The sequence below is a fragment of the Streptomyces sp. NPDC047043 genome, assembly GCF_040644055.1.
In the GTDB taxonomy this organism is placed as follows: domain Bacteria; phylum Actinomycetota; class Actinomycetes; order Streptomycetales; family Streptomycetaceae; genus Streptomyces.
This window is the reverse complement of record NZ_JBEYVO010000001.1, coordinates 367769-387144: the sequence shown is the minus strand read 5'-3', so window position 1 is coordinate 387144 and position 19376 is coordinate 367769. Positions and strand designations below refer to the sequence as shown.

The window sequence follows — 19376 nt, the reverse complement described above, 5'->3', positions numbered from 1 at the left end:
AGCCGATGCTGCGGGCTTCCCTTGGGGCAAGGTCAACAAGTGCTGTCACACGCCTGACAGGCGGGAGCCGGAATGCCCCTCGCGTATCTGCCGGTTGAGCCGTGTATGACCATCGGCGTAGCACTTCCTCTCCAGTACCGGATCGATCCCACGGTGCAACTCGCCCGGGAGGCCCACGAGTTCGGACTGCACTCCGCGTGGTTCGGACAGACCTTCGCCTACGACTCGCCCTCGCTCGCCGCGATCGTCGGCCGCGAGGTGCCCGGACTGCAGGTCGGGACCGCTGCGATCCCCGTCTTCGGCCGCCATCCGCTGCTCGTCTCCAGCCAGGCCCAGACGGCCCAGGCCACCACCGGCGGCCGCTACCACCTCGGCCTGGCCCTCGGCACCAAGCACCTGACCGAGACCGGTTTCGGCATCCCGTACGAGCGGCCGATCCGCCGTCTCCGCGAGTTCCTCACCGCCTTGCGCCAACTCGTGGAGACGGGCAGCGCCGACTTCCACGGAGAACTGCTGACCGCCACCACCCCGCTGCCGGCGTCGGTACCGGGAGCCGAACCGCCCGTGCCGATCCTGGTCGCCGCCATGGCACCGCAGGCACTGCGCCTCTCCGGCGAACTCGCCGACGGCATCCTGCCGTTGCTGGCCGGCCCGCGCGCCCTCGCCGAGCACATCGTCCCGGCCGTCACGGCCGCGGCGGAGGCGGCGGGCAGGCCGGCACCCCGGATCGTCGCCTTCGTACCGGGTGTGGTCACCGCGGACACCGAGGCGGTACGGGGGACCGCGACCGAGACCCTCGCCTTCTACGAGCAGTTCCCCTCCTACCAACGCGTCATCGCGCTCTCCGGCGCCACCCGGGCCGCCGACCTGGCCGCGATCGGCGACGAGGAGACCGTCGCCGCCGAGGTACGCCGGTATCGCGAGGCGGGGGCGACGGAGGTGGTGTTCACCGCGACGGACCTGGGCGGCGAGGAGGACCGCCGCCGCACCTGGAAGCTGCTCGGGGAGCTGGCGGGCGGCTAGGGCCCTTCTGATGGATCTCCGCGGCGTCGTGACGCCCGGCACGCCCTCTCGCCGCACCGGTCAAAAGCCCTAGTAGCTCCGCTACGAGGGCTTCCGCCCGGCACGCCGAGAGCACCCACCGAACGCCGCTCCTTCTCCCACGGAGATCCATCAGAAGAGCCCTAGGGCACGCCGGGGGAGGCAACGCCGTCGTGGCCGCGGCTGCCCGGGGTGGACGTATGGCTGCGGATCACGAACATCATCACGCCCTCCGGGCTCGTCCACGGCCCGTGCTCCATCCCCGGGTGCCGGTACGCGTACGTCCCTGCGGCGAACGTCTCGCCGAGGCGCAGGTCGGTGAGGGAGCCGTCCAGGATGTACACCTCCTCGAAGTACTCGTGCGTGACGGTGCCTTGCGCACTGGTGTCCGTCCCCGGTTCGTACCGCTGCAGCACGGTGGCGTCCCCCGTCTCCGGATCCACGGCCAGTACCTGCTCCCACACGCCGACCGGCGCGCCGGGCGGCCGCCTCCAGGGTGCCGAGGGACGGTGGAACTCGGATTCGGGTCTACTCATCGGCATTTGCCCTTCCACGGATCGGCCGGAGCGGGGGCCGCACGCAGGCGGAAGCCTACGCCCCGCTCCATGGTGAGCAGGGACGCTGAGCGCGGGCCGAGCCTTCGGCGGATGCGATGGATGCGCAGGTCGACGGAGCGGCTGCGGCTGCCGGCCCATTTGCAACAGGCCACAGCGCCAGCGGCGTGCGGGCGACGGGGCGAGACGTGCTCGAACTGCTCATGCTGGAAAGCGCGATGGCGTCGGTTCCGGCCAGCGAACGGCGTGGCTGTGTCGAGGACTTGGGGGAGGGCACATCATCGCCGCCCAGTCCGAGGTCGTCCAGCTGTGCTGTCTCATGACATTGGTTAGTCGCGGTCAGGCTTGGCGGGCATAGGACGCGAGGCGATCGGCGAGTGCGATGACGAGGTCGCGCAGTTCATCGGGGCGCTCGATGGCGAACGGCCGGTCGAGTGAGGCGAGTAGCGGAGGCAACCAGTCGAGCCGCTCCGCCCGCAGCTCGACGCGCAGCCAGCGCTCGGTCTCCCGGTCCTCGCCTGCCACGGGCGCGTACTCCTCCAGGCTCGCCACGCCGGCGGGAAGGCGGGCGCGGATCTGCTCGACCGTCCCGTGGATCCGCAGGGTCACCTCGTGCCGGTACGCGGCCGTGGCGAAGGCCGACAACAGGCGCTGTGCCGGATCGGGACCCGTGGGCGCTTCGAATGAGCCGGGCAGGGTCCGCGCGTCTGCGATGCGATCGAGCCGGAAGGTTCGGTCCGCGCCGACCTGGGCGTCCTGGCCCGTGACGTACCACCGGCCCGCATGGGCGACGACCCCGTACGCGTGCAGCGTGCGTTCGCTGCGCCGTCCGTCGCGGTCGGTGTAGCGGATCGACACCGGTCGGCGGTGGCGCACCGCATCGGCGATGGTGAGCAGGACCTCGGCGTCCGGGGTGTCGAAATCGGCGGGCTGATCCGTGAAGGCGACGGCCTCCAGGAGTGTGTCGAGCCGGCGGGCGATGTGCTTGGGCAGCACCCGGCGGATCTTCGCCGATGCCGTCTCGCTCGCCGTGCGATCCGCCGTCGTCAACCCCGCCCGGCGGCCGGCGACCAGGCCGAGCAGCACGGCCAGCGCCTCGTCGTCGCTGAGCATGAGGGGAGGCAGGCGGTAGCCGGGGGCGAGCCGGTACCCGCCGTAGCGGCCGCGCACCGATTCCACGGGCACGTCCAGGTCGATCAGCTGGTTTACATACCGGCGCACGGTGCGTCCTTCGACGCCGAGCCAGTCGGCGAGTTCGGCCACCGTCCGGGTGCCGCCCGACTGCAGCAGCTCCAGGAGTGTCAGCACGCGGCCGGTGGGTCGAGGCATGTGCGCAGCCTAACGCGAATACAGGACCGATTCTGTCCCCTATTTCTCCTAGCCTGCGACGTGCACGGCTCGCCTCCAGCACAGCCAAGGAGATCCCCATGGACTTCGTCTCGATCCGCATCATCACCAGCGACGTAGCGCGCCTCGTCGAGTTCTACGAGCGAGCCACCGGGGCGCGGGCGACGTGGGCCACCGAGGACTTCGCCGAACTCAAGACCGTGGGCGCCACCCTCGCGATCGCCGGCACCCGCACCGTCCCGCTGTTCGCCCCGGGCTCTGCCCGCCCGGCAGACAACCACAGCGTGATCACCGAGTTCCTCGTCGACGACGTGGACCGCGTGCACCGGAACCTGACCGGCTTCGTCACCGACTTCGTCAACGGGCCCACCACGATGCCCTGGGGCAACCGGTCGCTGCTGTTCCGTGACCCCGACGGCAACCTCGTCAACTTCTTCACCCCCGTCACCCCGGCGGCCATCGAAAAGTTCGCACGCTGACGCCACGCACGGCCGCTCATGCGGGAGCCCTGAGATCCCGGGGCTCCCGGTGAACGGCGCCGAGTCCAGGGCTGCCACCAGCAGGGGACGTCGGAACGCACCGCTGACCCTCGAAGGACGTCTGCGCTTGTGTCTGCGGAAGCGTGGCCGCCCTCGCCTCCCGCGTCTACCCGGAGGCCGAGGCGGAGCTCGCCCAGAAGGTGCGCGCCACGGCGGCCGAGATCAGCGAAGTACCACGAGAAGCGCAAGCCGGCACCCTCCGCCGAACAGGCCCAAGACCGCGACCTGGCCCGACAGTTCTGGGATCGCAGCGCCGATCTCCTGTCGATCACCACACGGTGACGGACTCACGCCCCCTGGTCGTCGCAGCATGCTCCTGACGTCCGCGGCCGTGTTCGGGCTCTCCACCCTGGGCACCGACTCTGGCGCGAACGCCACCCTGATGTCGTCACCCTGCTCGGCCTCGCACCGATCATGGTCGGCGTCACCGAGGTCATCCTCGGCAACGCCGAGGTGGAACTGGCCGGTGTGGCGGGCCGTCTGCAGTCCCCAGCCTGGAAGCGCTCGGCGAGTTCGTCCATGGGGCCGCCGAGCTTGTCGCCGGCGAATCCGGCGGCCATCACCATGGTCGGGAACGGGCCGTCTCCTTCGGGCGCGTAGCGCCAGCCGCGAAGGACAATGCCGTGGCTGATGCGGATGAGTAGGACGACACCCATGGAGGAGTGGCGATGACCGTGCCAGGCGATCCCGCCGAGTCCGTCCGGCGGTGGCTCCGCACCCTGGGCGCCCCCTCACTCCCGCCCGCTGCCGCCCCCGCCTCCGGTTGCCCCCATCTCGACTGGGCCGCTTGCGGCGCCATGGCGCTGACCGGTGAGGCGGACGGCCCGCCCGTCCTGTCACCCGGACCCATGACGGCTCTCCTGGCGGAGACAGGCACCGCCCTGGCGCAAATCGCCGGTCGCCCGATCCTCCTTGACCCTGCCACCATTCTCGGCGCCCGAGCAGGCGCAATGAACCTCACCCGCCGCGGCCGTACGTCCGCGGGCGGCGCGACCCGGCTGCTCCGGGCTGCGGACGGATGGTGCGCGGTGACCCTGAGCCGGCCGGACGACCTCGAACTTGTTCCGGCGATGCTGGGCCGCGCCGACGTGACCGACCCTTGGGAGGAGCTCACTGCTGCCGTACGCGGCGCGAAAGCGAGCGAATTCGCCGGTCACGTCCGGCAGTTCGGCGTTCCCGCGGCTGCTCTGCCGTACGAGCCTCCTCCTGTCGACGTGCCATGGCAGGTGTCCACAATCGCCCCGCCCAACGAAGATGCACGGCCGAGGGGCGCCCTCGTCGTGGACCTCTCCTCGCTCTGGGCCGGCCCACTGTGCGCCCGCCTGCTCGGACTGGCCGGAGCGAGGGTGGTCAAGGTGGAGAGCACCCGGCGTCCGGACGGTGCCCGTGCCGGGAACCGGCGGTTCTACGACTGGCTGCATGCCGGTCATGAGAGTGTCGCCGTCGACTTCACCCTGCCCGAAGGACGAAGCGCGCTCGCCGAGTTGGTCCGGGCTGCCGACGTGGTGATCGAGGCGTCCCGGCCGCGTGCGCTCGCCCAACTCGGGCTGGCTCCGGAACGGCTCGAGCATCGGGCGGGCAAGGTGTGGGTGAGCATCACCGGGTACGGCCGCAGCCATCCCGACCGGGTCGCCTTCGGCGACGATGCGGCGGTCGCAGGCGGACTGGTCGGCCGGTCCGCCGACGGCGACCCGGTGTTCTGCGCGGACGCGGTGGCCGATCCGCTGACCGGCGTCGTCGCGGCACTGGGCGTGACGGGTTCTCTGGCCTGCGGCGGGGGACACCTGATCGACGTCTCCATGCGGGACATCGCGGCTGCCTTCGCCGCGAGCTCCCTGGCCGACCACGGTCCGCATCCGGTACGGCGGACCGCTGCCGACGAATGGGTGGTGGAGTGTCAGGCGTCAGGCCGCACGCAGGAGGTCCTTCCGCCGCGCGCGCCGACGCCGGAAGGGGAGGCGCCCGCGATGGGCGCCGACACGGCCCGGATCCTCAGCCGAGTCGCTGAACTCGGCGGCCGATCATCTTGCCGATGAGCCCGGCAGCGATATACGGCTCCGCCGCGTGAGCGCGACCGGCCACAGCGATGCCGCAGCTGGCCAACTGCCCATCGCGGCACCGTCAGTCGCCGCTCAGGGAGCCGTCGGCCTTGCCGGAGGCGGTCCGGTGGACGCAGCGGGCGATGCCGGGCGATGCGAGGATGGCAGCCGACGACGCACGGACCGGACGGCCGGTCGTCGTGCGCAGCGCCTGTGGCGAAGGAGGGGACCGGGGATGGAGTCGCTTCGCAGCGACGTGGCGGCCTGTGCGGGATCCGCCCGGACGGGCCGGCCGCGCGCGACGTCACGGGCCGTGCTCGAGCGACTGGGCTTCGAGCTGTTCGCGGAGCAGGGATTCGACGGCACGACGGTCGATGACATCGCCGACGTGGCGGGTATCGGCCGGCGCACTTTCTTCCGCTACTTCGCCTCCAAGAACGACCTCGTGTGGGGCGACTTCGAAGCGCAGCTGGCCAGGCTCGATGCCCTGCTGGCGGCGGCCGCCCCTGACACGCCGATGATGGACGCGCTGCGCGAGGCGGTCGTCGAGTTCAACCGGTTCGACCCCGCGGTGGTGCCCTGGCACCGGCAGCGCATGGCCCTCATCCTGCGTGTGCCGACGCTGCAGGCTGACTCGGCCGTGCGCTACGCGTCGTGGCGTGCACTGGTCACGGACTTCGCCGCCCGCCGCCTGGGCCGGCCGGCGTCCGACATGCTGCCCCGGCTCATCGGCAGCACCGTCCTGGCCGCATGCGTCGCCGCGTACGAGCAGTGGCTGACCGACGAGGACGCCGACCTGAGCGCCCTGCTGGATCTGGCCATCCGACAGCTGGCGACCGGATACGGAGACCTCGGCCTTCGCGCGTAGTGCGGACGGGGGAGACGTCCCTGCTGCGCGAGCCCGGCACGTCGCCCCTGCACAGGAAGACGATCCAGCCGCCCGAACGTGCTGCCCAGATCCGGTGTCCTGATGCTCTGGTCAACGAGCGTCCAGCCGTCGCTTCCTTGACGCCGTCGCCTCCCTCGACCTCGACAGCACCGAGGAGAAGGCCCGCAGCCTGGAAGCCCCCACGCGCCCCCCGCTACGACTTCCAGAGCAAGAAGAAGCCGAGACCACAGCAGCAATCGGCTGGCCAAGACGTCTCGTCGCTCCCACGATGGGCGCATGGACCGGTTGCAGCAGAGCGCTTGGCAGTATGTGGCGGAGGTACTCCCATCCGACGAGCTCCCGATGCTCGCTGCTCATGCACTCGTCGACGGGCGTGATTCCCCTTCCCTGCGCGAACTGGCCGGCTTGCCACGCAGGAGCGACGCGACCGAGATCCGTGAACGGTACGTCCAAGCACTGCACGAGCTCGGTATACCCCTCCCCGACGAGGAGACAGCCGGCCGCTGCCTCCTCGTGCACCTTGCGTTGGGTCTCGCAAAAGGCGAACTGAGCCCGAAGGACGTAGCCGACCGGCTGTCGATGACAGTCGCAGCCCGTACCCCGGAGGAGACGCAGTTCCTCTCCGTCGCAGCGGACTACAGCGAATGGATCAGCCCCGACGAGCTGCCGGGATGGGAGAACGATCTCAGGAGCGCGGCCCACTCGTTGACCGCCTCCACCGAGCTCGGATCCGATATCGGCGTGCCGGGTTCGCGGCACGACTGACCAACCCGCCAGACCGCGTCCCGTGTGGACAGCCGTTGTTGTCCAGGAGTCCCTGGTCAGAGAAGGTCCCGCCAGAAGGGGGCTGTCGCTTTCGGGTTCCAACTCTCGTCGACGTCGCCGCGTGCCTCATCGAACTCCTGGTGCATGTAGTCGACCAGGTCCAGCCCGTAGTAGATGATGTCGGTCTGCCACATCGAGAGCACCGGATGCCCGAAGCTTCCCCGGCCGGCGGGAAGGTATCGGTGGCCATACACCGGTACGAGCACCGGCACATCTGCAAGATGGAGCCGTGCCGTGGCCAGGGCGGCCGCGTCATCGGACGGGCGCTCACCCCAGGCCTCGTACCAGAAGCTGTTGTGCTCGACGTCGAAGAGGACTCCCTCGACCGGCCAGTTGAGCCGCTCGCGCAGCCTGGCCGGATCCTCGCTGCGCCACTCGGGCCAAGGCATGGACCAGGTCTGCCCCTCCTCGGGGGGAACATTGACAGGAAGGCCGGCTGCGAGGAACGAACGGTGGTCGTCCGCGAACTCGAAGCCGTACTCGCGTTCAATGTTCGCGAACTCGGCGTCCGTCAGTCCCGGCTCGAATTCGTAGAGACCTGTCTGTGCCAGGCGACGTGCGGCCTCCGCGCCCAGACGCGTTCCCTCTTCACTGATCACCGGCGCACGCTAACGCGAAGGGGGCCACTTCGGCACCTGAGTTGGCAGCGGGAGCGTGGCTTACCGCGTCAGACCTGCGGACCCTGCCCAGTCGCATCGGTGGTGTCCTGCACAACTCTGGGGAGCAGGAGACGGACATCGAACTCCGTCCAGCAGTCCGCTACTTCGATGCCCACCTCGGCTCCGCAGCGGCTGCACACCAGATTGGGGCCGGCGGAGCCGTCGGGGCGGCAGCAGCCAACCCGACGCGCGGAGTCGACGTGCGGTCGGAGCAGCACGCTGTCGAGAGGGTTGACGACGGCAGTCAGCCACCCCTCCAAGTCCGCCTCCCCGTAAGACACCCCGGACGGAGCGGGGTCGAGCATGAAAGATCCTCGCGGCACCGTGGACGGCCCGTACGTGTAGTGCTCCCTGCCCGAGATGCGCGCCAGGGGCTGCCATCTCGCGCGTCGAAGGCTCGCCGAGAGCGGCGCGTCACACTCGAGGCATCTGAAGACCGTGAGCAACGCCCACCCCCGCGTCCGTCCTGCCACGCCCAATGAGACTCCACCGACTGCGTGGCCACGATCGGGACGAATCGGCGTTCAGCTCTGCGTAGTGCCGTCGATGAGCTCGCGGATGACGTCCGCGTGGCCGTTGTGTTGGGCGTATTCCCTGATCATGTGCATCATGATGCAACGCACGTCGAGATCCCCAAATCGGTGGTGCGTGCACACATCATCCAGTGAAACCCCGGCGAAGATCTCACGGCTGCGCTCACAAGCGGCCAGGTAGCGCGCGACGTCCTCAGCCAGTGTCGCGCCGTCGTCCAACAGGAAGTCACCCTCCCGGCGCTTCGGCCAACCGAAGGGCGCGGGTTCCTCGCTCTGCTGGATGACGTTGATGAACCAGACAAACTCGACCTTGGTGAGGTGCCGCACCATTCCGTGCAAGGTGGTGAGGGACGGAACGACGCGCCGGGCAGCCTGTTCCTCGGTCAACCCGTCGAGCTTCCTCAGCAACTCGGCGCGGTGGTAATCGAGCCACCCGGCCAAGGCCTCACGTTCAGGCGCGATGGTGCGCAGGTCGACGGGTTTGAGCGGCGAAGCGAAGGCCTGCGGTCCAGAGGCGTCAGTCATAGGTGCATTGTCGCAAGCGAGGTCAACGCCCGATCCTGATAGGGACATCCCGCTGCACGGCAGAGAAGTACAGCAACCACAGCAACCGACCATGACCCACAGCAACCTGAGGGAGCCGAACGACTGCCTGTATGACCTCCCTTGACCGATCTCGTAGAGCTACGGATCAGAAGTCGTGTCGGTCCGGGCACCTTCCTTGACCAGGAGCTGCCTCACCCCGCAAAAGCCGTTGGCGGACCACGGCGACCACTGCTAGCTTTCCGGAGGCCGTGCGAGAGAACGAGGAGGTGGTACCCGTGAACACACTACTGACATGGGTGCTCCCCTCTGGGGTCACGGTCGGGCGATAGGTCGTCCGGGAGCGCCGTTCGCGTGCACTCCCGAAAGGCACGACCATGCAATTCACTTCCGAACAGCGCCTCGACGACGGCGTCCTCGAGCGCGACTTCACCCTCGGCGAGATCCCCGGCACCCTGTGGACGCCTGGATCCGCCGCACCGGCCCCGCTGATCCTGATGGCCCACAACAACGGCCTGCCCAAGGGGCAAGCCCGGCTGGTGGCCCGCGGTCGGCACACCGCGGCGAACGGCTACGCGGTGGCCACCATCGACGCCGCCGAGTGCGGGGACCGGCCCCGTTCCGCGGCCGTCGAGCAGGCCCGCGCCGAGCTCCGCCGGGCGATGCAGGCCGGCGAGCCGGTCGACGAGATCTTCGAGTCCCTCGTCGGCCCGCTGGTCGAAAACGCGGCCCCGGAATGGCGGATCACCCTGGACGCCCTCCTTGCGCTGCCCGAGGTCGGCGGCCCGGTCGGGTACTCGGGGTGGATGGCCCTCGGCATCCGGCTTGCGGTGGTCGAGCCGCGCATCGTCGCCGCCGGTTTCTTCGCCGGGGGTTTCGTGCCCCGTGCCCAGCGCGAAGAGGCCCGGCAGGTCACCATTCCGCTGCTGATGCTGCTGCAGTGGGACGACGAGGGGAACCCCCGTCAGCGCGCCTTGGACCTCTTCGACGCCTTCGGCACCAAGGAGAAGACGCTGCACGCCAATATGGGCGGGCACACCGGCACCCCGTGGTTCGAGGGGGAGGACGCGAACCGGTTCTACGGCCGGCACCTGAAGTGAGGCCGGTCCGCCATACCGGCAGTTGACGGTAGGCGGTGCCGGCCAGGATGCCGCTCATCGAGGACAGGTCCCGGCCCTCCTCGATGGCGGTTTCCGGCGGCCGCACAGCCGTCCCGAGGGTGGCGGTACCGGCCGGTCGGGGCGGCGCTCGGCCCGGCGTCTTCATCAGCTGGGCCCACGTCCTGGGGCACGCGGCCGTGCCCTGCGGATCGCCGGGCAGGCGACCGGCCCGAGCACCGGCGCCCGGGCCGGGGTGAATCCGTACAACCTCCCTTCACCGGGACGGTGTTCGACCAGGCCGCCGTGGGCGGAGGCCGCCCAGGTCGGGGTCAGCGGCCGATTGCATCCGGTACCCGCCGGAGCTCAAGGCCGACTGACCGCCGTCCACATCGTCCGGGGGGCGGAACGGTTCACCCCAGCCCGCGCCGCATCCCGTCCGCGACGAGTTCGCCGATGAGGACGGCGGTGGCTGCCGGGCCCCGCAGCGGGGGCGTCGGCAGGATGGATGTGTCCGCGACCCGCAGACCGTCGATGCCGTGCACGCTTCCGTAGGGGTCGACGGCGGACCGGGGATCGTCGGCGGGGCCCAGCGGAACCGTGCCGCAGGTGTGCTGGGACGTGCCCAGATGCTCCAGGATCCACTCGTCCAGCAGACGGTCGTCGTTCAGTACGTCCGCCACCGGCTCCGTGAGCCCGCCCGAGGCCTCCGCGAATTCACTCGTGGCGACCAACTCGGCGGTGACGCGCACCACTTCGCGCATGCGCCGTCTGTCCTCCGTGGTCGCCAGGTAGCCGTAGTCGACGCTCGGAGGCGTCGCGGGATCGGCGGAACGAGTCCGCATCCGGCCGCTTGCCCGCGGTGTCTGGACGGAGGCGAGGAACGCGAGGGGCGCACCGGGAACGGACACCTTCCCGTTCGTCAGTCCTGCCATGGGGACGAGGGTCTGCAGGATCTCCAGGTCGCCCGCGTGATCCCCGTCCGTCGAGGACAGGTGCAGCACCCCGCCGAGCCACGAGCCGGCGGGCTCCGGCAGGGGACGGCGGGGCATCCACTCCAGCACCACCTGAGGGTGGTCGCCGAACCCGGCCCCGACCGCGGGAGCGTCCCGTACGACAGGAATGCCGAGGGCCTCCAGCTCGCGGCACGGCCCGATTCCCGACAGATGCAGCAGGTGAGGGGAGCGGAACGCCCCAGCGCAGAGCACCACTTCGCCACCGCGCACGATCCGGCGGCGCCCGTGTCGCTCGACTTCCACGCCGGTCGCGCGGCCGCGCTCGACGACGACCCGGAGGACCGTACTGTCCCCTTCCACCAGGAGGTTGGGGCGGCCGGACGCACCCAGGAGACAGCTGATACCGGTATTCACGCGCACGCCGTCCACGGCGTTGGACGGCACCGGGCCGAACCCCGGCGGATCCTGGGCGTTCTTGTCCGGTTCCTCGGGAAAGCCCAGCCGGTGAGCGGCCGCCCGGAACGCGACGGCGGCGGGATGGTGAAGGTCCGTACGGCGGACGGGTATTGGCCCGCGGTCGCCGTGCAGCGCGTCGGCCCGGTGGTCGAGGTCGGTCTCCAGAGCGCGGAGGAACGGAAGCACCCGGTCGTAGGACCAGGCCGCGCCGCCCACGGCCGACCAGCGGTCGAAGTCCGCCCGCCGGGCACGGACGAAGTAGCCGCCGTTGACGGTGGTCGAGCCGCCGAGCCAGCGTCCGCGCGCGACCGTGTACGGACGCGTCGGCGTGAGGTGCACGGCGTACGGCTGGACGGCCATGTGCCCAAGCTGCGCTCCGGGGACGAGCCGTGCGTCGAGCAACTCGGGTGGGAACGCCGACAGATGGCGCGGCGCCGGGCCCGCCTCCAGCACCAGCACCGTGCGGTCGGGGTCCTCGCTGAGCCGCGCCGCGAGAGCGGCACCGCTGCCGCCGGCGCCCACCACGATGACGTCCGGCCGGCGGCTCCGCCCGCGCGCGTACTCGGTCTGCTTCATGCGCAACTGATTGAAGACGCCATGGTCGCCCCGCGCAACAGTTCCCCGCCGAACGACTGGACGGCGCAGACCTCTTCACTTTTGACACCCGGTGCCATTAATCTCCCGGCATCCGGAAGGAATGCCCAGGGAGAGTCGCATGAACGAACTCCGCTCCGTCCCGTCCGAAGAAACCGTCACCGTGACCGAGGCCGACCAGGCCGAGGCACCGGCCTCGCTGATCGAGGCCGACGATCTCCTGGAGGAGATCTCCATCGACGGCATGTGCGGCGTCTACTAGGCGGCGCGGCCCCATGACCGGCATGGACCTCGACCGAGCCTGGGACCTGCACCCGCAGGTCTCGGTGCGGCCGGAACCCTTCGGTGCGCTGCTCTACCACTTCGGCACCCGCAGGCTGACGTTCCTCAAGGACCGCCGGCTCCTCGCGGTCGTCCAGCACCTGGCCGACACCCGGACGGCCCGCGCCGCCTGTCTGGCCGCCGGCGTCCACGAGGCCGAACTTCCGCGGTACGGACGGGCGTTGGCCGCACTCGCCGAGTCGTCGATGGTCGTAGGGAGGACCTCATGACCGCCACGTCGCGGCTGGTCGACCTGTTCGAGCACGGGCTCGACGCGCCGATCTGTCTCACCTGGGAACTGACCTACGGCTGCAACCTGTCCTGCGCCCACTGCCTGTCCAGCTCCGGCCGACGCGACCCGCGCGAGCTGACCACCGCAGAGGCCAAGGCCGTCATCGACGAACTGGAGGCCATGCAGGTCTTCTACGTCAACATCGGCGGCGGCGAGCCCACGGTCCGGTCGGACTTCTGGGAGCTCCTGGAGTACGCCACGGCACATCACGTGGGCGTCAAGTTCTCCACCAACGGCGTCCGGATCACCCCCGAGGCCGCCGAACTCCTCGCCCGCAACGACTACGTCGACATCCAGATCTCGCTCGACGGCGCCACCGCCGACGTCAACGACGCGGTGCGCGGGACGGGTTCGTACGCCACGGCGCTCAGGGCCCTGGAGAACCTGGCCGCCGCCGGCATGAAGACCTTCAAGATCTCCGTGGTCTGCACCCGCCACAACATCCCCCAGCTCGACGACTTCAAGGCACTCGCCGACCGCTTCGGCGCCCAACTGCGCCTGACCCGGCTGCGCCCCTCCGGACGCGGCGCCGACGTCTGGGACGACCTGCACCCGACGGCCGCGCAGCAACGCGAGCTGTACGACTGGCTGTTGGCGCACGGCGAGAACGTGTTGACCGGGGACTCCTTCTTCCACCTCTCCGCATACGGCCAGGCCCTGCCCGGCCTCAACCTGTGCGGTGCCGGACGCGTCGTCTGCCTGATCGACCCGGTCGGCGACGTCTACGCCTGCCCGTTCGCCATCCACCAGGAGTTCCTCGCCGGCAACGTACGCGAGCCGGGAGGCTTCCGCCGGGTGTGGCGTGACTCGGAACTGTTCCACCGCCTGCGCACCCCGCAGCACGGCGGGGCCTGCGCCTCCTGCGCGTTCTACGACTCCTGCAAGGGCGGCTGCATGGCCGCGAAGTTCTTCACCGGGCTGCCGCTGGACGGCCCCGATCCCGAGTGCGTGCAGGGGTACGGGAAGGAGCTGCTGGCCCACCGCGAGGGGACCCGGGTGCCCAAGCCGTCCGGCGATCATTCCCGCCGAACCGTGGACCTCGTCCTCACCCGCCGGCCTCCGGTGAGCGACTGCGCCGAGGACCCGCTGGCCGGGCTCGACCTGACATCGACGGGAAAGGGCGGGGCACATGCGTAGGAACCCTTGGTTCGAGACGGTCGCCGAGGCGCAGCGCAGGGCGAAGAAGCAACTGCCCAGCTCGGTCTACGGCGCGCTCGTCGCCGGTTCGGAGCGGGGCCGCACGATCGAGAGCAACATTGCGGCCTTCGCCGAACTGGGCTTCGCTCCACGGGTCGTGGGCCATCACGCGGAGCGCGACCTGTCCACGACCGTCCTGGGCGTACCCACCGCCCTTCCCGTACTCATCTCGCCGACCGGTGTGCAGGCGGTCGACCCGGACGGGGAGGTCGCGGTGGCGCGCGCCGCGGCGAGCCGGGGCGTCATCATGGGCCTGAGTTCCTTCGCCGGCAGGCCGGTTGAGGAAGTGGCCGGCGCCCAGCCCGACTTCTTCTTCCAGCTGTACTGGAGCGGCACCCGCGAAACCATGGTGCAGCGCATGGACCGGGCCAGGGCCGCGGGCGCCAAGGCGCTCATCGTCACCCTCGACTGGTCCTTCTCCCACGGACGCGACTGGGGCAGCCCCGCCATCCCGGACAAGCTCGACCTCAGGACCATGCTGCGGTTCGCCCCCGACGTACTGCCAAGGCCCGGCTGGCTTTGGAAGTACGCCCGGTCCGGCCGCCTCCCCGACCTCACCGTGCCCAACCTGCGGGCTCCCGGCGGCGCGGCCCCGACCTTCTTCGGCGCCTACGGCGAGTGGATGCAGACCCCGCCGCCCACCTGGGACGACGTCAAGTGGCTGCGGGAGGAGTGGGGCGGCCCCTTCCTCCTCAAGGGCGTGACCCGGGTGGACGACGCCAGGCGTGCGGTCGACGCCGGGGTTTCGGCCCTGTCCGTGTCCAATCACGGAGGCAACAACCTGGACACCACGCCGGCCACCATCCGGATCCTCCCCTCCATCGCCGAAGCGGTCGGCGACCAGGTCGAGGTCCTGCTGGACGGCGGTGTCCGCCGTGGCGGCGACGTGGCCAAGGCACTCGCCCTCGGCGCCCGCGCCGTCCTGATCGGCCGCGCCTACCTCTGGGGCCTGGCGGCGAACGGACAGGCCGGTGTCGAGAACGTGCTGGACATCCTGCGCGGCGGGCTCGACTCGGCCGTCCTCGGCCTCGGGCACTCCTCCGTCCACGAGTTGACGCCCGAAGACCTGGTGATACCCACGGGCTTCCCACTGACCCTGGGCGGCGGAAACGCACCGGCCGCACGCCCCACCTCGGACGCCTGACCATGGCGGTACATCAAGTGCTGGCCGACGCCGTCTGGCCGGACGTCCCGCCCCGTGCGCTCGTCCTGGTCCCGGTCGGCTCCACCGAACAGCACGGCCCGCACCTCCCGCTCGACACCGACACCGTGATCGCCCACGCCGTCGCGCGGCGGGCGGCCGACGCCCTGCCGGGTCCACCACTGGTGGCACCACCGCTCGCGTACGGCGCGAGCGGCGAACACGCCGACTTCCCGGGGACCGTCTCGATCGGGCACGAGGCACTGCGAGCGGTGGTCGTGGAGTTGACGCGCTCGCTGTCCCTGTGGGCGGGCAGCATCTTCTTCGTCAACGGCCACGGCGGCAACACCGCCACCCTCGACACAGCCCTCGCACTGCTGCGCACGGAGGGCCACGACGTCGCCTGGACCGGGTGCGGGACACCCGGCGGCGACGCGCACGCCGGCCGTACCGAGACCTCCCTGATGCTGCACCTGGCACCGGAGCGCGTACGGCTCGACGCCGCGGTCGCCGGGGACACACGACCGCTGGCCGCCCTGCTGCCGGACCTGATGGCCCACGGTGTCCGCGCGGTCTCGCCCTCCGGTGTGCTCGGCGATCCCGCCGGCGCGTCGGCCGAGGAGGGGCGCCGGGCGACGGACGCGATGGTGTCCGCCACGGTCCGCCGTATCACCGCCTGGACCGTCGACGCCCGGGGCCGCCTCACCGATCCTGCGGCACGCCCGAACGTGGTGGGCCGATGACACTGCCCCTCGGCTGCGTGGTCCAACTCGACCGGCACACCCGGGTAGTTGACGGCGGCCGGGCCCTTCTCGGCGGATTCCCGACCCGGCTGCTCAGGCTGACCCCGAAGGCCCGGCGGCGGCTCGTCGGCAGGACGCTCCCCGTGCGCGACGCGGCGAGCGCGCTCCTCGCGGACCGGCTGCTCGACACCGGCATGGCCCACCCCGTCGTCGACTCGCTCCCGTCGCCTCCCGACCCCCGGTACACGGTCGTCGTACCGGTCCGCGACCGCCCACACCAACTCGACCGTCTCCTGCGGAGCATCGGCACGGACACTCCCGTGATCGTGGTCGACGACGCCTCGCACCGCCCGGCCGCCGTGGCCAAGGTCGCAGCCGAGCACGGCGCCCGGCTGATCGCCCTGCCCGCCAACGTCGGCCCCGCCGGAGCGCGCAATGCCGGACTTCGCCTGGTCAGCACTCCGTACGTGGTCTTCGCCGACTCCGACATCGTGCTGGAGCCCGACACGGTCCCGACCCTCCTACGGCACTTCGCCGACCCACGGGTCGCCATGGCCGTACCCCGCATCACCGGCCTGCCCACCGCGGCCACGACCTGGATCGAACGGTACGAGAACGCCCGCTCCTCGCTCGACCTCGGCGCCCACCCGGCCGCGGTGCGCCCCGGCACTCCCGTCTCCTGGGCCTCCTCGGCCTGCGTCGTGGCGCGGGTGGACGCGCTGGCGGAGGGCTTCGACGAACGCATGAGGGTCGGCGAGGACGTCGACCTGTGCTGGCGGCTCGTCGCGGCGGGCCGACGCGTGCGGTACGAGCCCGCCGTGCGGGCCGCCCACGAGCATCGCGTCCGCGTGGGGGACTGGTTGCTGCGAAAGGCCGTCTACGGCACCGGGGCCCAGCCCCTCGCCCGGCGGCACCCGGAGCACATCGCACCCGCCGTGTTCGCCCCGTGGAGCATGGCGTTCGCCGCCGCGCTGCTCGCCCAGCGCCGCTGGTCGGTCCCGGCCGCGGGGGTCGTCTTCGGCGTCGTCACCGCGCGCATCGCCCGCAAGCTCGACGGCACCGATCATCCGTACCGGTCGGCCGTGCGCCTCACCGGCAACGGCGCCCTCGCCACCCTGGCGCAGACCTCCGCACTGCTGACCCGGCACTGGTGGCCGCTGACGGCCGTCGGCTGCACGCTCTCCCGCCGGGCGCGCCGAGCAACGGCGGTTGCAGCTCTGGCCGACATCGCACTCGAATACCGGCGAGACCAGGCCACCCTCGATCCTCTCCGCTACGCCCTCGCCCGCCGCCTCGACGACCTCGCCTACGGCGCCGGCGTGTGGTTCTCCGCCCTCAAGGGGCGCTCCAGCGCGCCGTTGCGCCCCCGGGTCACGCGCTGAAGCCGTCGGCTTTGACGCCCGGCGCGTGCTCCGCGACGAAGGCGTACATCTAGCTCCCGACCGCCTCCAGCTTGAGCGAGGACTCCAACCGCATGGCTCAACTGCGTTCCTGCGCAAGCTTCACGCGGTGCCTCTCGGGCGCGCAGCCAGGCATATCGCACACGACCGTCCAGTGAGTCGGTCGGACCTGTCACAGGCTCGCCTCCAGCACGATCCGGACGCCCGCGGCCTTCACCTCGACCTGGTGCGGCTCACCCTCGGCGGGGAAGCGGAATTTCTCCGGCATCCCGAGATCACGGAAGTACGCCGCGCGGTGTCGGTCGCCTGTCGGGGGCTGTCGGTCCGGTGTCGGCGCCTTGTCGGCGGGGCCCCGGAACCTTTCCGGAGACGGCCGGCCGGAGCTCACCGGGCGGCCCCGATCCCGAGGAGCCACCATGCACACGCCCGTCACGATCATCGGCGCCGGACTCGGCGGACTCACCTTGGCCCGCGTCCTGCACGTCCACGGCATCCCGGTCACGGTCTACGAGGCGGAATCCTCCCCGGTGGCGCGCACGCAGGGCGGAATGCTCGACATCCACGACTACAACGGGCAACTCGCCCTCGAGGCGGCCGGTCTGATGGACGAGTTCCATGCCATCGTCCTGGAGGGCCGCCTGGCGATGCGGGTCCTCGACCGGGACGGGACCGTCCTGCTCGACCAGCCCGACGACGGCACCGGCGGACGCCCCGAGGTCCAGCGCGCCGACCTGCGACAGATCCTCCTCGACTCGCTCCCGGCCGGCACCGTCCACTGGGGGCACAAGGTCAGCGGCGCCCGCGCTCTCGGCGAGGGGCGCTACGAGGTGGCCTTCGCCGACGGCGGCACCGTCGTCACCGGCATGCTGGTCGGTGCGGACGGCGCGTGGTCGCGGGTCCGGCCGTTGCTCTGCGATGCCACACCCTCGTACGTGGGAACGTCGTTCGTCGAGACCTACCTGTTCGACGCGGACACCCGGCACCCGGCCGCCGCGAAAGCGGTCGGCGGTGGGTCCATGTTGGCGCCCTCGCCGGGCAAGGAGATCTTCGCCCACCGGGAGAGCGGTGACACCCTGCACAGCTACATAGCGCTGTCCAAGCCGCTGGACTGGTTCGCCGCCGTCGATTTCACCGACCCCGCCGCGGTGGCCGCCCGGATCGCCGGGGAGTTCGACGGCTGGGCACCCGAGCTCACCGCGCTGATCACCGACGGCGACACCGCACCGGTCCTGCGCCCCCACTACGCCCTGCCCGCCGAGCACCGGTGGGACAGGGTGCCGGGCGTGACCCTGGTCGGCGACGCCGCCCACCTCGCGGCCCCGAACGGCGAAGGCGCCAACCTGGCCACGCTCGACGGTGCCGAACTCGGCAAGGCCCTCGCCGCTCACCCCGAAGACGTCGACGCCGCGCTCACCGAGTACGAGCAGGCCATGTTCACCCGTGCCGCCGAGATCGCCACCTTCGAAGGCGCCGAGATCCACCGGATCGACTCCGAGAACAACACGGCCCACGCCCTGGTCGCCGCGTTCACCCAGGCCGAGCAGACCCCCTGAGCCGCCGAGCGAGGCCAGCCCGGTCGACGCCGGCGGCCGAAGGCGAGTGATTCCATGGTTGCCGACACACGGAGCCGCGGCGCAAAAGGCGCTGCGGCTCCGTGTGTCGTGGTGTCAGGTCCGGCGGGCAGGGCCCCTAGAAGGGGGCGCAGAGACCGGGAAACGCGTTGCAGTTGCGCAGGTTCGGGTCCCAGCTGGTGTTGGAGCTGGAGAAGAACACCTCCGGCACCCAGCCCCAGTTGCCGTTGTCCGCCTCCGTGAAGGCCCAGGCGTCGTTGCAGTAGCTGCCGGAGCAGAACTGCGGGCCCAGCGTGTCACCGCGGAACCAGTTGGTGTTGGCGCTGTTGATGGTGCCGACGCGGGTGCTCGACCCGGGCGCCGAGCGCACCCCGATGCTGCCGCCCCACAGACGGCAGTAGTTCACCTCGCCCGCGCCGTGGTGGGCTCCGGCCGGTATGTAGGAGTAGGTGACGTTGCAGGCCGTGTCGTACTGCGCCCCGGACGGTGCGGCCGAGGCCGGGGCGGCGGTGACGCCCAGGGCCGTGACGACGGCCGCCGCTGTGGCGGCCAACGCTGCGGCCACGGACTTCGCGGTGTTCCTCACTGGTGTCTCCTCATGGTCGGGTCCCGTGGGCGTGCGCCCCGGGTGGTGCGAAA

19 protein-coding genes and 1 pseudogene are annotated in these 19376 nt (G+C 70.9%); 14 read left to right on the top strand and 6 right to left on the bottom strand.

Annotated elements, in window-relative coordinates:
- Positions 1 to 105: 105 nt before the first annotated feature.
- Positions 106 to 1023 carry an LLM class F420-dependent oxidoreductase gene (locus ABZ880_RS01855; protein WP_361255175.1) on the top strand — a complete coding sequence of 306 codons (918 nt, stop codon included), beginning with the start codon at positions 106 to 108 and terminating at the stop codon, positions 1021 to 1023.
- Positions 1024 to 1184: 161 nt separating this feature from the next.
- Here ABZ880_RS01855 and ABZ880_RS01850 read toward each other — a convergent pair whose 3' ends face one another.
- Together ABZ880_RS01850 and ABZ880_RS01845 are read right to left on the bottom strand one after the other, a co-directional pair.
- Positions 1185 to 1577 carry a cupin domain-containing protein gene (locus ABZ880_RS01850; RefSeq protein ID WP_361255172.1) on the bottom strand — a complete coding sequence of 131 codons (393 nt, stop codon included), beginning with the start codon at positions 1575 to 1577 and terminating at the stop codon, positions 1185 to 1187.
- A 357-nt stretch (positions 1578 to 1934) separates the two neighbouring features.
- Positions 1935 to 2924, bottom strand: a complete 990-nt coding sequence (locus ABZ880_RS01845) for a YafY family protein (protein WP_361255169.1) — start codon at positions 2922 to 2924, stop codon at positions 1935 to 1937.
- 98 nt (positions 2925 to 3022) lie between these two features.
- On the opposite strand from ABZ880_RS01845, the gene ABZ880_RS01840 reads away from it, so the two are divergent.
- The 5 genes and pseudogenes from ABZ880_RS01840 to ABZ880_RS01820 all read left to right on the top strand — a co-directional run bounded on the left by ABZ880_RS01840 (position 3023) and on the right by ABZ880_RS01820 (position 7174).
- Positions 3023 to 3421: a VOC family protein gene (locus ABZ880_RS01840; RefSeq protein ID WP_361255166.1), complete on the top strand. Its 399-nt coding sequence runs from the start codon at positions 3023 to 3025 to the stop codon at positions 3419 to 3421.
- 379 nt (positions 3422 to 3800) lie between these two features.
- Positions 3801 to 3967, top strand: a pseudogene (locus tag ABZ880_RS01835) (MFS transporter); the annotation flags it as partial.
- Positions 3968 to 4149: 182 nt separating this feature from the next.
- Entirely contained in the window at positions 4150 to 5517 is a 1368-nt protein-coding gene (locus tag ABZ880_RS01830; protein WP_361255163.1) for a CoA transferase, read from the top strand.
- Positions 5518 to 5755: 238 nt separating this feature from the next.
- Positions 5756 to 6388 (top strand): mycofactocin system transcriptional regulator, encoded by a 633-nt coding sequence (gene mftR, locus ABZ880_RS01825; RefSeq protein WP_361255161.1) that lies wholly within the window; start codon positions 5756 to 5758, stop codon positions 6386 to 6388.
- Between the two features lie 297 nt (positions 6389 to 6685).
- Complete coding sequence (locus ABZ880_RS01820) at positions 6686 to 7174, top strand: hypothetical protein (protein ID WP_361255158.1); 489 nt, start codon at positions 6686 to 6688, stop codon at positions 7172 to 7174.
- 56 nt (positions 7175 to 7230) lie between these two features.
- Here ABZ880_RS01820 and ABZ880_RS01815 read toward each other — a convergent pair whose 3' ends face one another.
- Both ABZ880_RS01815 and ABZ880_RS01810 read right to left on the bottom strand, forming a co-directional pair.
- A complete protein-coding gene (locus ABZ880_RS01815; protein ID WP_361255155.1) occupies positions 7231 to 7833 on the bottom strand; it encodes a hypothetical protein in 603 nt (200 codons plus the stop codon).
- A gap of 584 nt (positions 7834 to 8417) precedes the next feature.
- A complete protein-coding gene (locus tag ABZ880_RS01810; protein WP_361255152.1) occupies positions 8418 to 8951 on the bottom strand; it encodes a DinB family protein in 534 nt (177 codons plus the stop codon).
- 395 nt (positions 8952 to 9346) lie between these two features.
- Here ABZ880_RS01810 and ABZ880_RS01805 point away from each other — a divergent pair, with 395 nt between their 5' ends.
- A complete protein-coding gene (locus tag ABZ880_RS01805; RefSeq protein ID WP_361255149.1) occupies positions 9347 to 10069 on the top strand; it encodes an alpha/beta hydrolase in 723 nt (240 codons plus the stop codon).
- A 410-nt stretch (positions 10070 to 10479) separates the two neighbouring features.
- Here the strand turns inward: ABZ880_RS01805 and mftG are convergent, their stop codons facing one another.
- Positions 10480 to 12054 carry a mycofactocin system GMC family oxidoreductase MftG gene (gene mftG / locus ABZ880_RS01800; RefSeq protein ID WP_361255146.1) on the bottom strand — a complete coding sequence of 525 codons (1575 nt, stop codon included), beginning with the start codon at positions 12052 to 12054 and terminating at the stop codon, positions 10480 to 10482.
- A gap of 139 nt (positions 12055 to 12193) precedes the next feature.
- Here mftG and mftA point away from each other — a divergent pair, with 139 nt between their 5' ends.
- From mftA to ABZ880_RS01765, 7 genes are all read left to right on the top strand, one after another.
- On the top strand, positions 12194 to 12334 hold the full coding sequence (mftA, locus tag ABZ880_RS01795) for a mycofactocin precursor MftA (RefSeq protein ID WP_361255143.1): 141 nt from the start codon (positions 12194 to 12196) through the stop codon (positions 12332 to 12334).
- Positions 12335 to 12356: 22 nt separating this feature from the next.
- A complete protein-coding gene (gene mftB / locus ABZ880_RS01790) occupies positions 12357 to 12623 on the top strand; it encodes a mycofactocin biosynthesis chaperone MftB (protein ID WP_361255140.1) in 267 nt (88 codons plus the stop codon).
- Positions 12620 to 13822 (top strand): mycofactocin radical SAM maturase, encoded by a 1203-nt coding sequence (mftC, locus tag ABZ880_RS01785; protein WP_361255137.1) that lies wholly within the window; start codon positions 12620 to 12622, stop codon positions 13820 to 13822. Before mftB ends, mftC begins: the two co-directional genes overlap by 4 nt.
- Complete coding sequence (gene mftD, locus ABZ880_RS01780) at positions 13815 to 15026, top strand: pre-mycofactocin synthase MftD (RefSeq protein ID WP_361255134.1); 1212 nt, start codon at positions 13815 to 13817, stop codon at positions 15024 to 15026. The genes mftC and mftD overlap by 8 nt, the downstream gene beginning before the upstream one ends.
- A gap of 2 nt (positions 15027 to 15028) precedes the next feature.
- A complete protein-coding gene (gene mftE, locus ABZ880_RS01775; protein WP_361255131.1) occupies positions 15029 to 15766 on the top strand; it encodes a mycofactocin biosynthesis peptidyl-dipeptidase MftE in 738 nt (245 codons plus the stop codon).
- On the top strand, positions 15763 to 17148 hold the full coding sequence (mftF, locus tag ABZ880_RS01770) for a mycofactocin biosynthesis glycosyltransferase MftF (protein WP_361255128.1): 1386 nt from the start codon (positions 15763 to 15765) through the stop codon (positions 17146 to 17148). Before mftE ends, mftF begins: the two co-directional genes overlap by 4 nt.
- Positions 17149 to 17582: 434 nt before the next feature.
- A complete protein-coding gene (locus ABZ880_RS01765; RefSeq protein ID WP_361255125.1) occupies positions 17583 to 18719 on the top strand; it encodes an NAD(P)/FAD-dependent oxidoreductase in 1137 nt (378 codons plus the stop codon).
- 136 nt (positions 18720 to 18855) lie between these two features.
- On the opposite strand, the gene ABZ880_RS01760 is transcribed toward ABZ880_RS01765, so the two are convergent.
- Entirely contained in the window at positions 18856 to 19323 is a 468-nt protein-coding gene (locus ABZ880_RS01760) for a hypothetical protein (RefSeq protein ID WP_361255122.1), read from the bottom strand.
- Between the last annotated feature and the right edge of the window lie 53 nt (positions 19324 to 19376).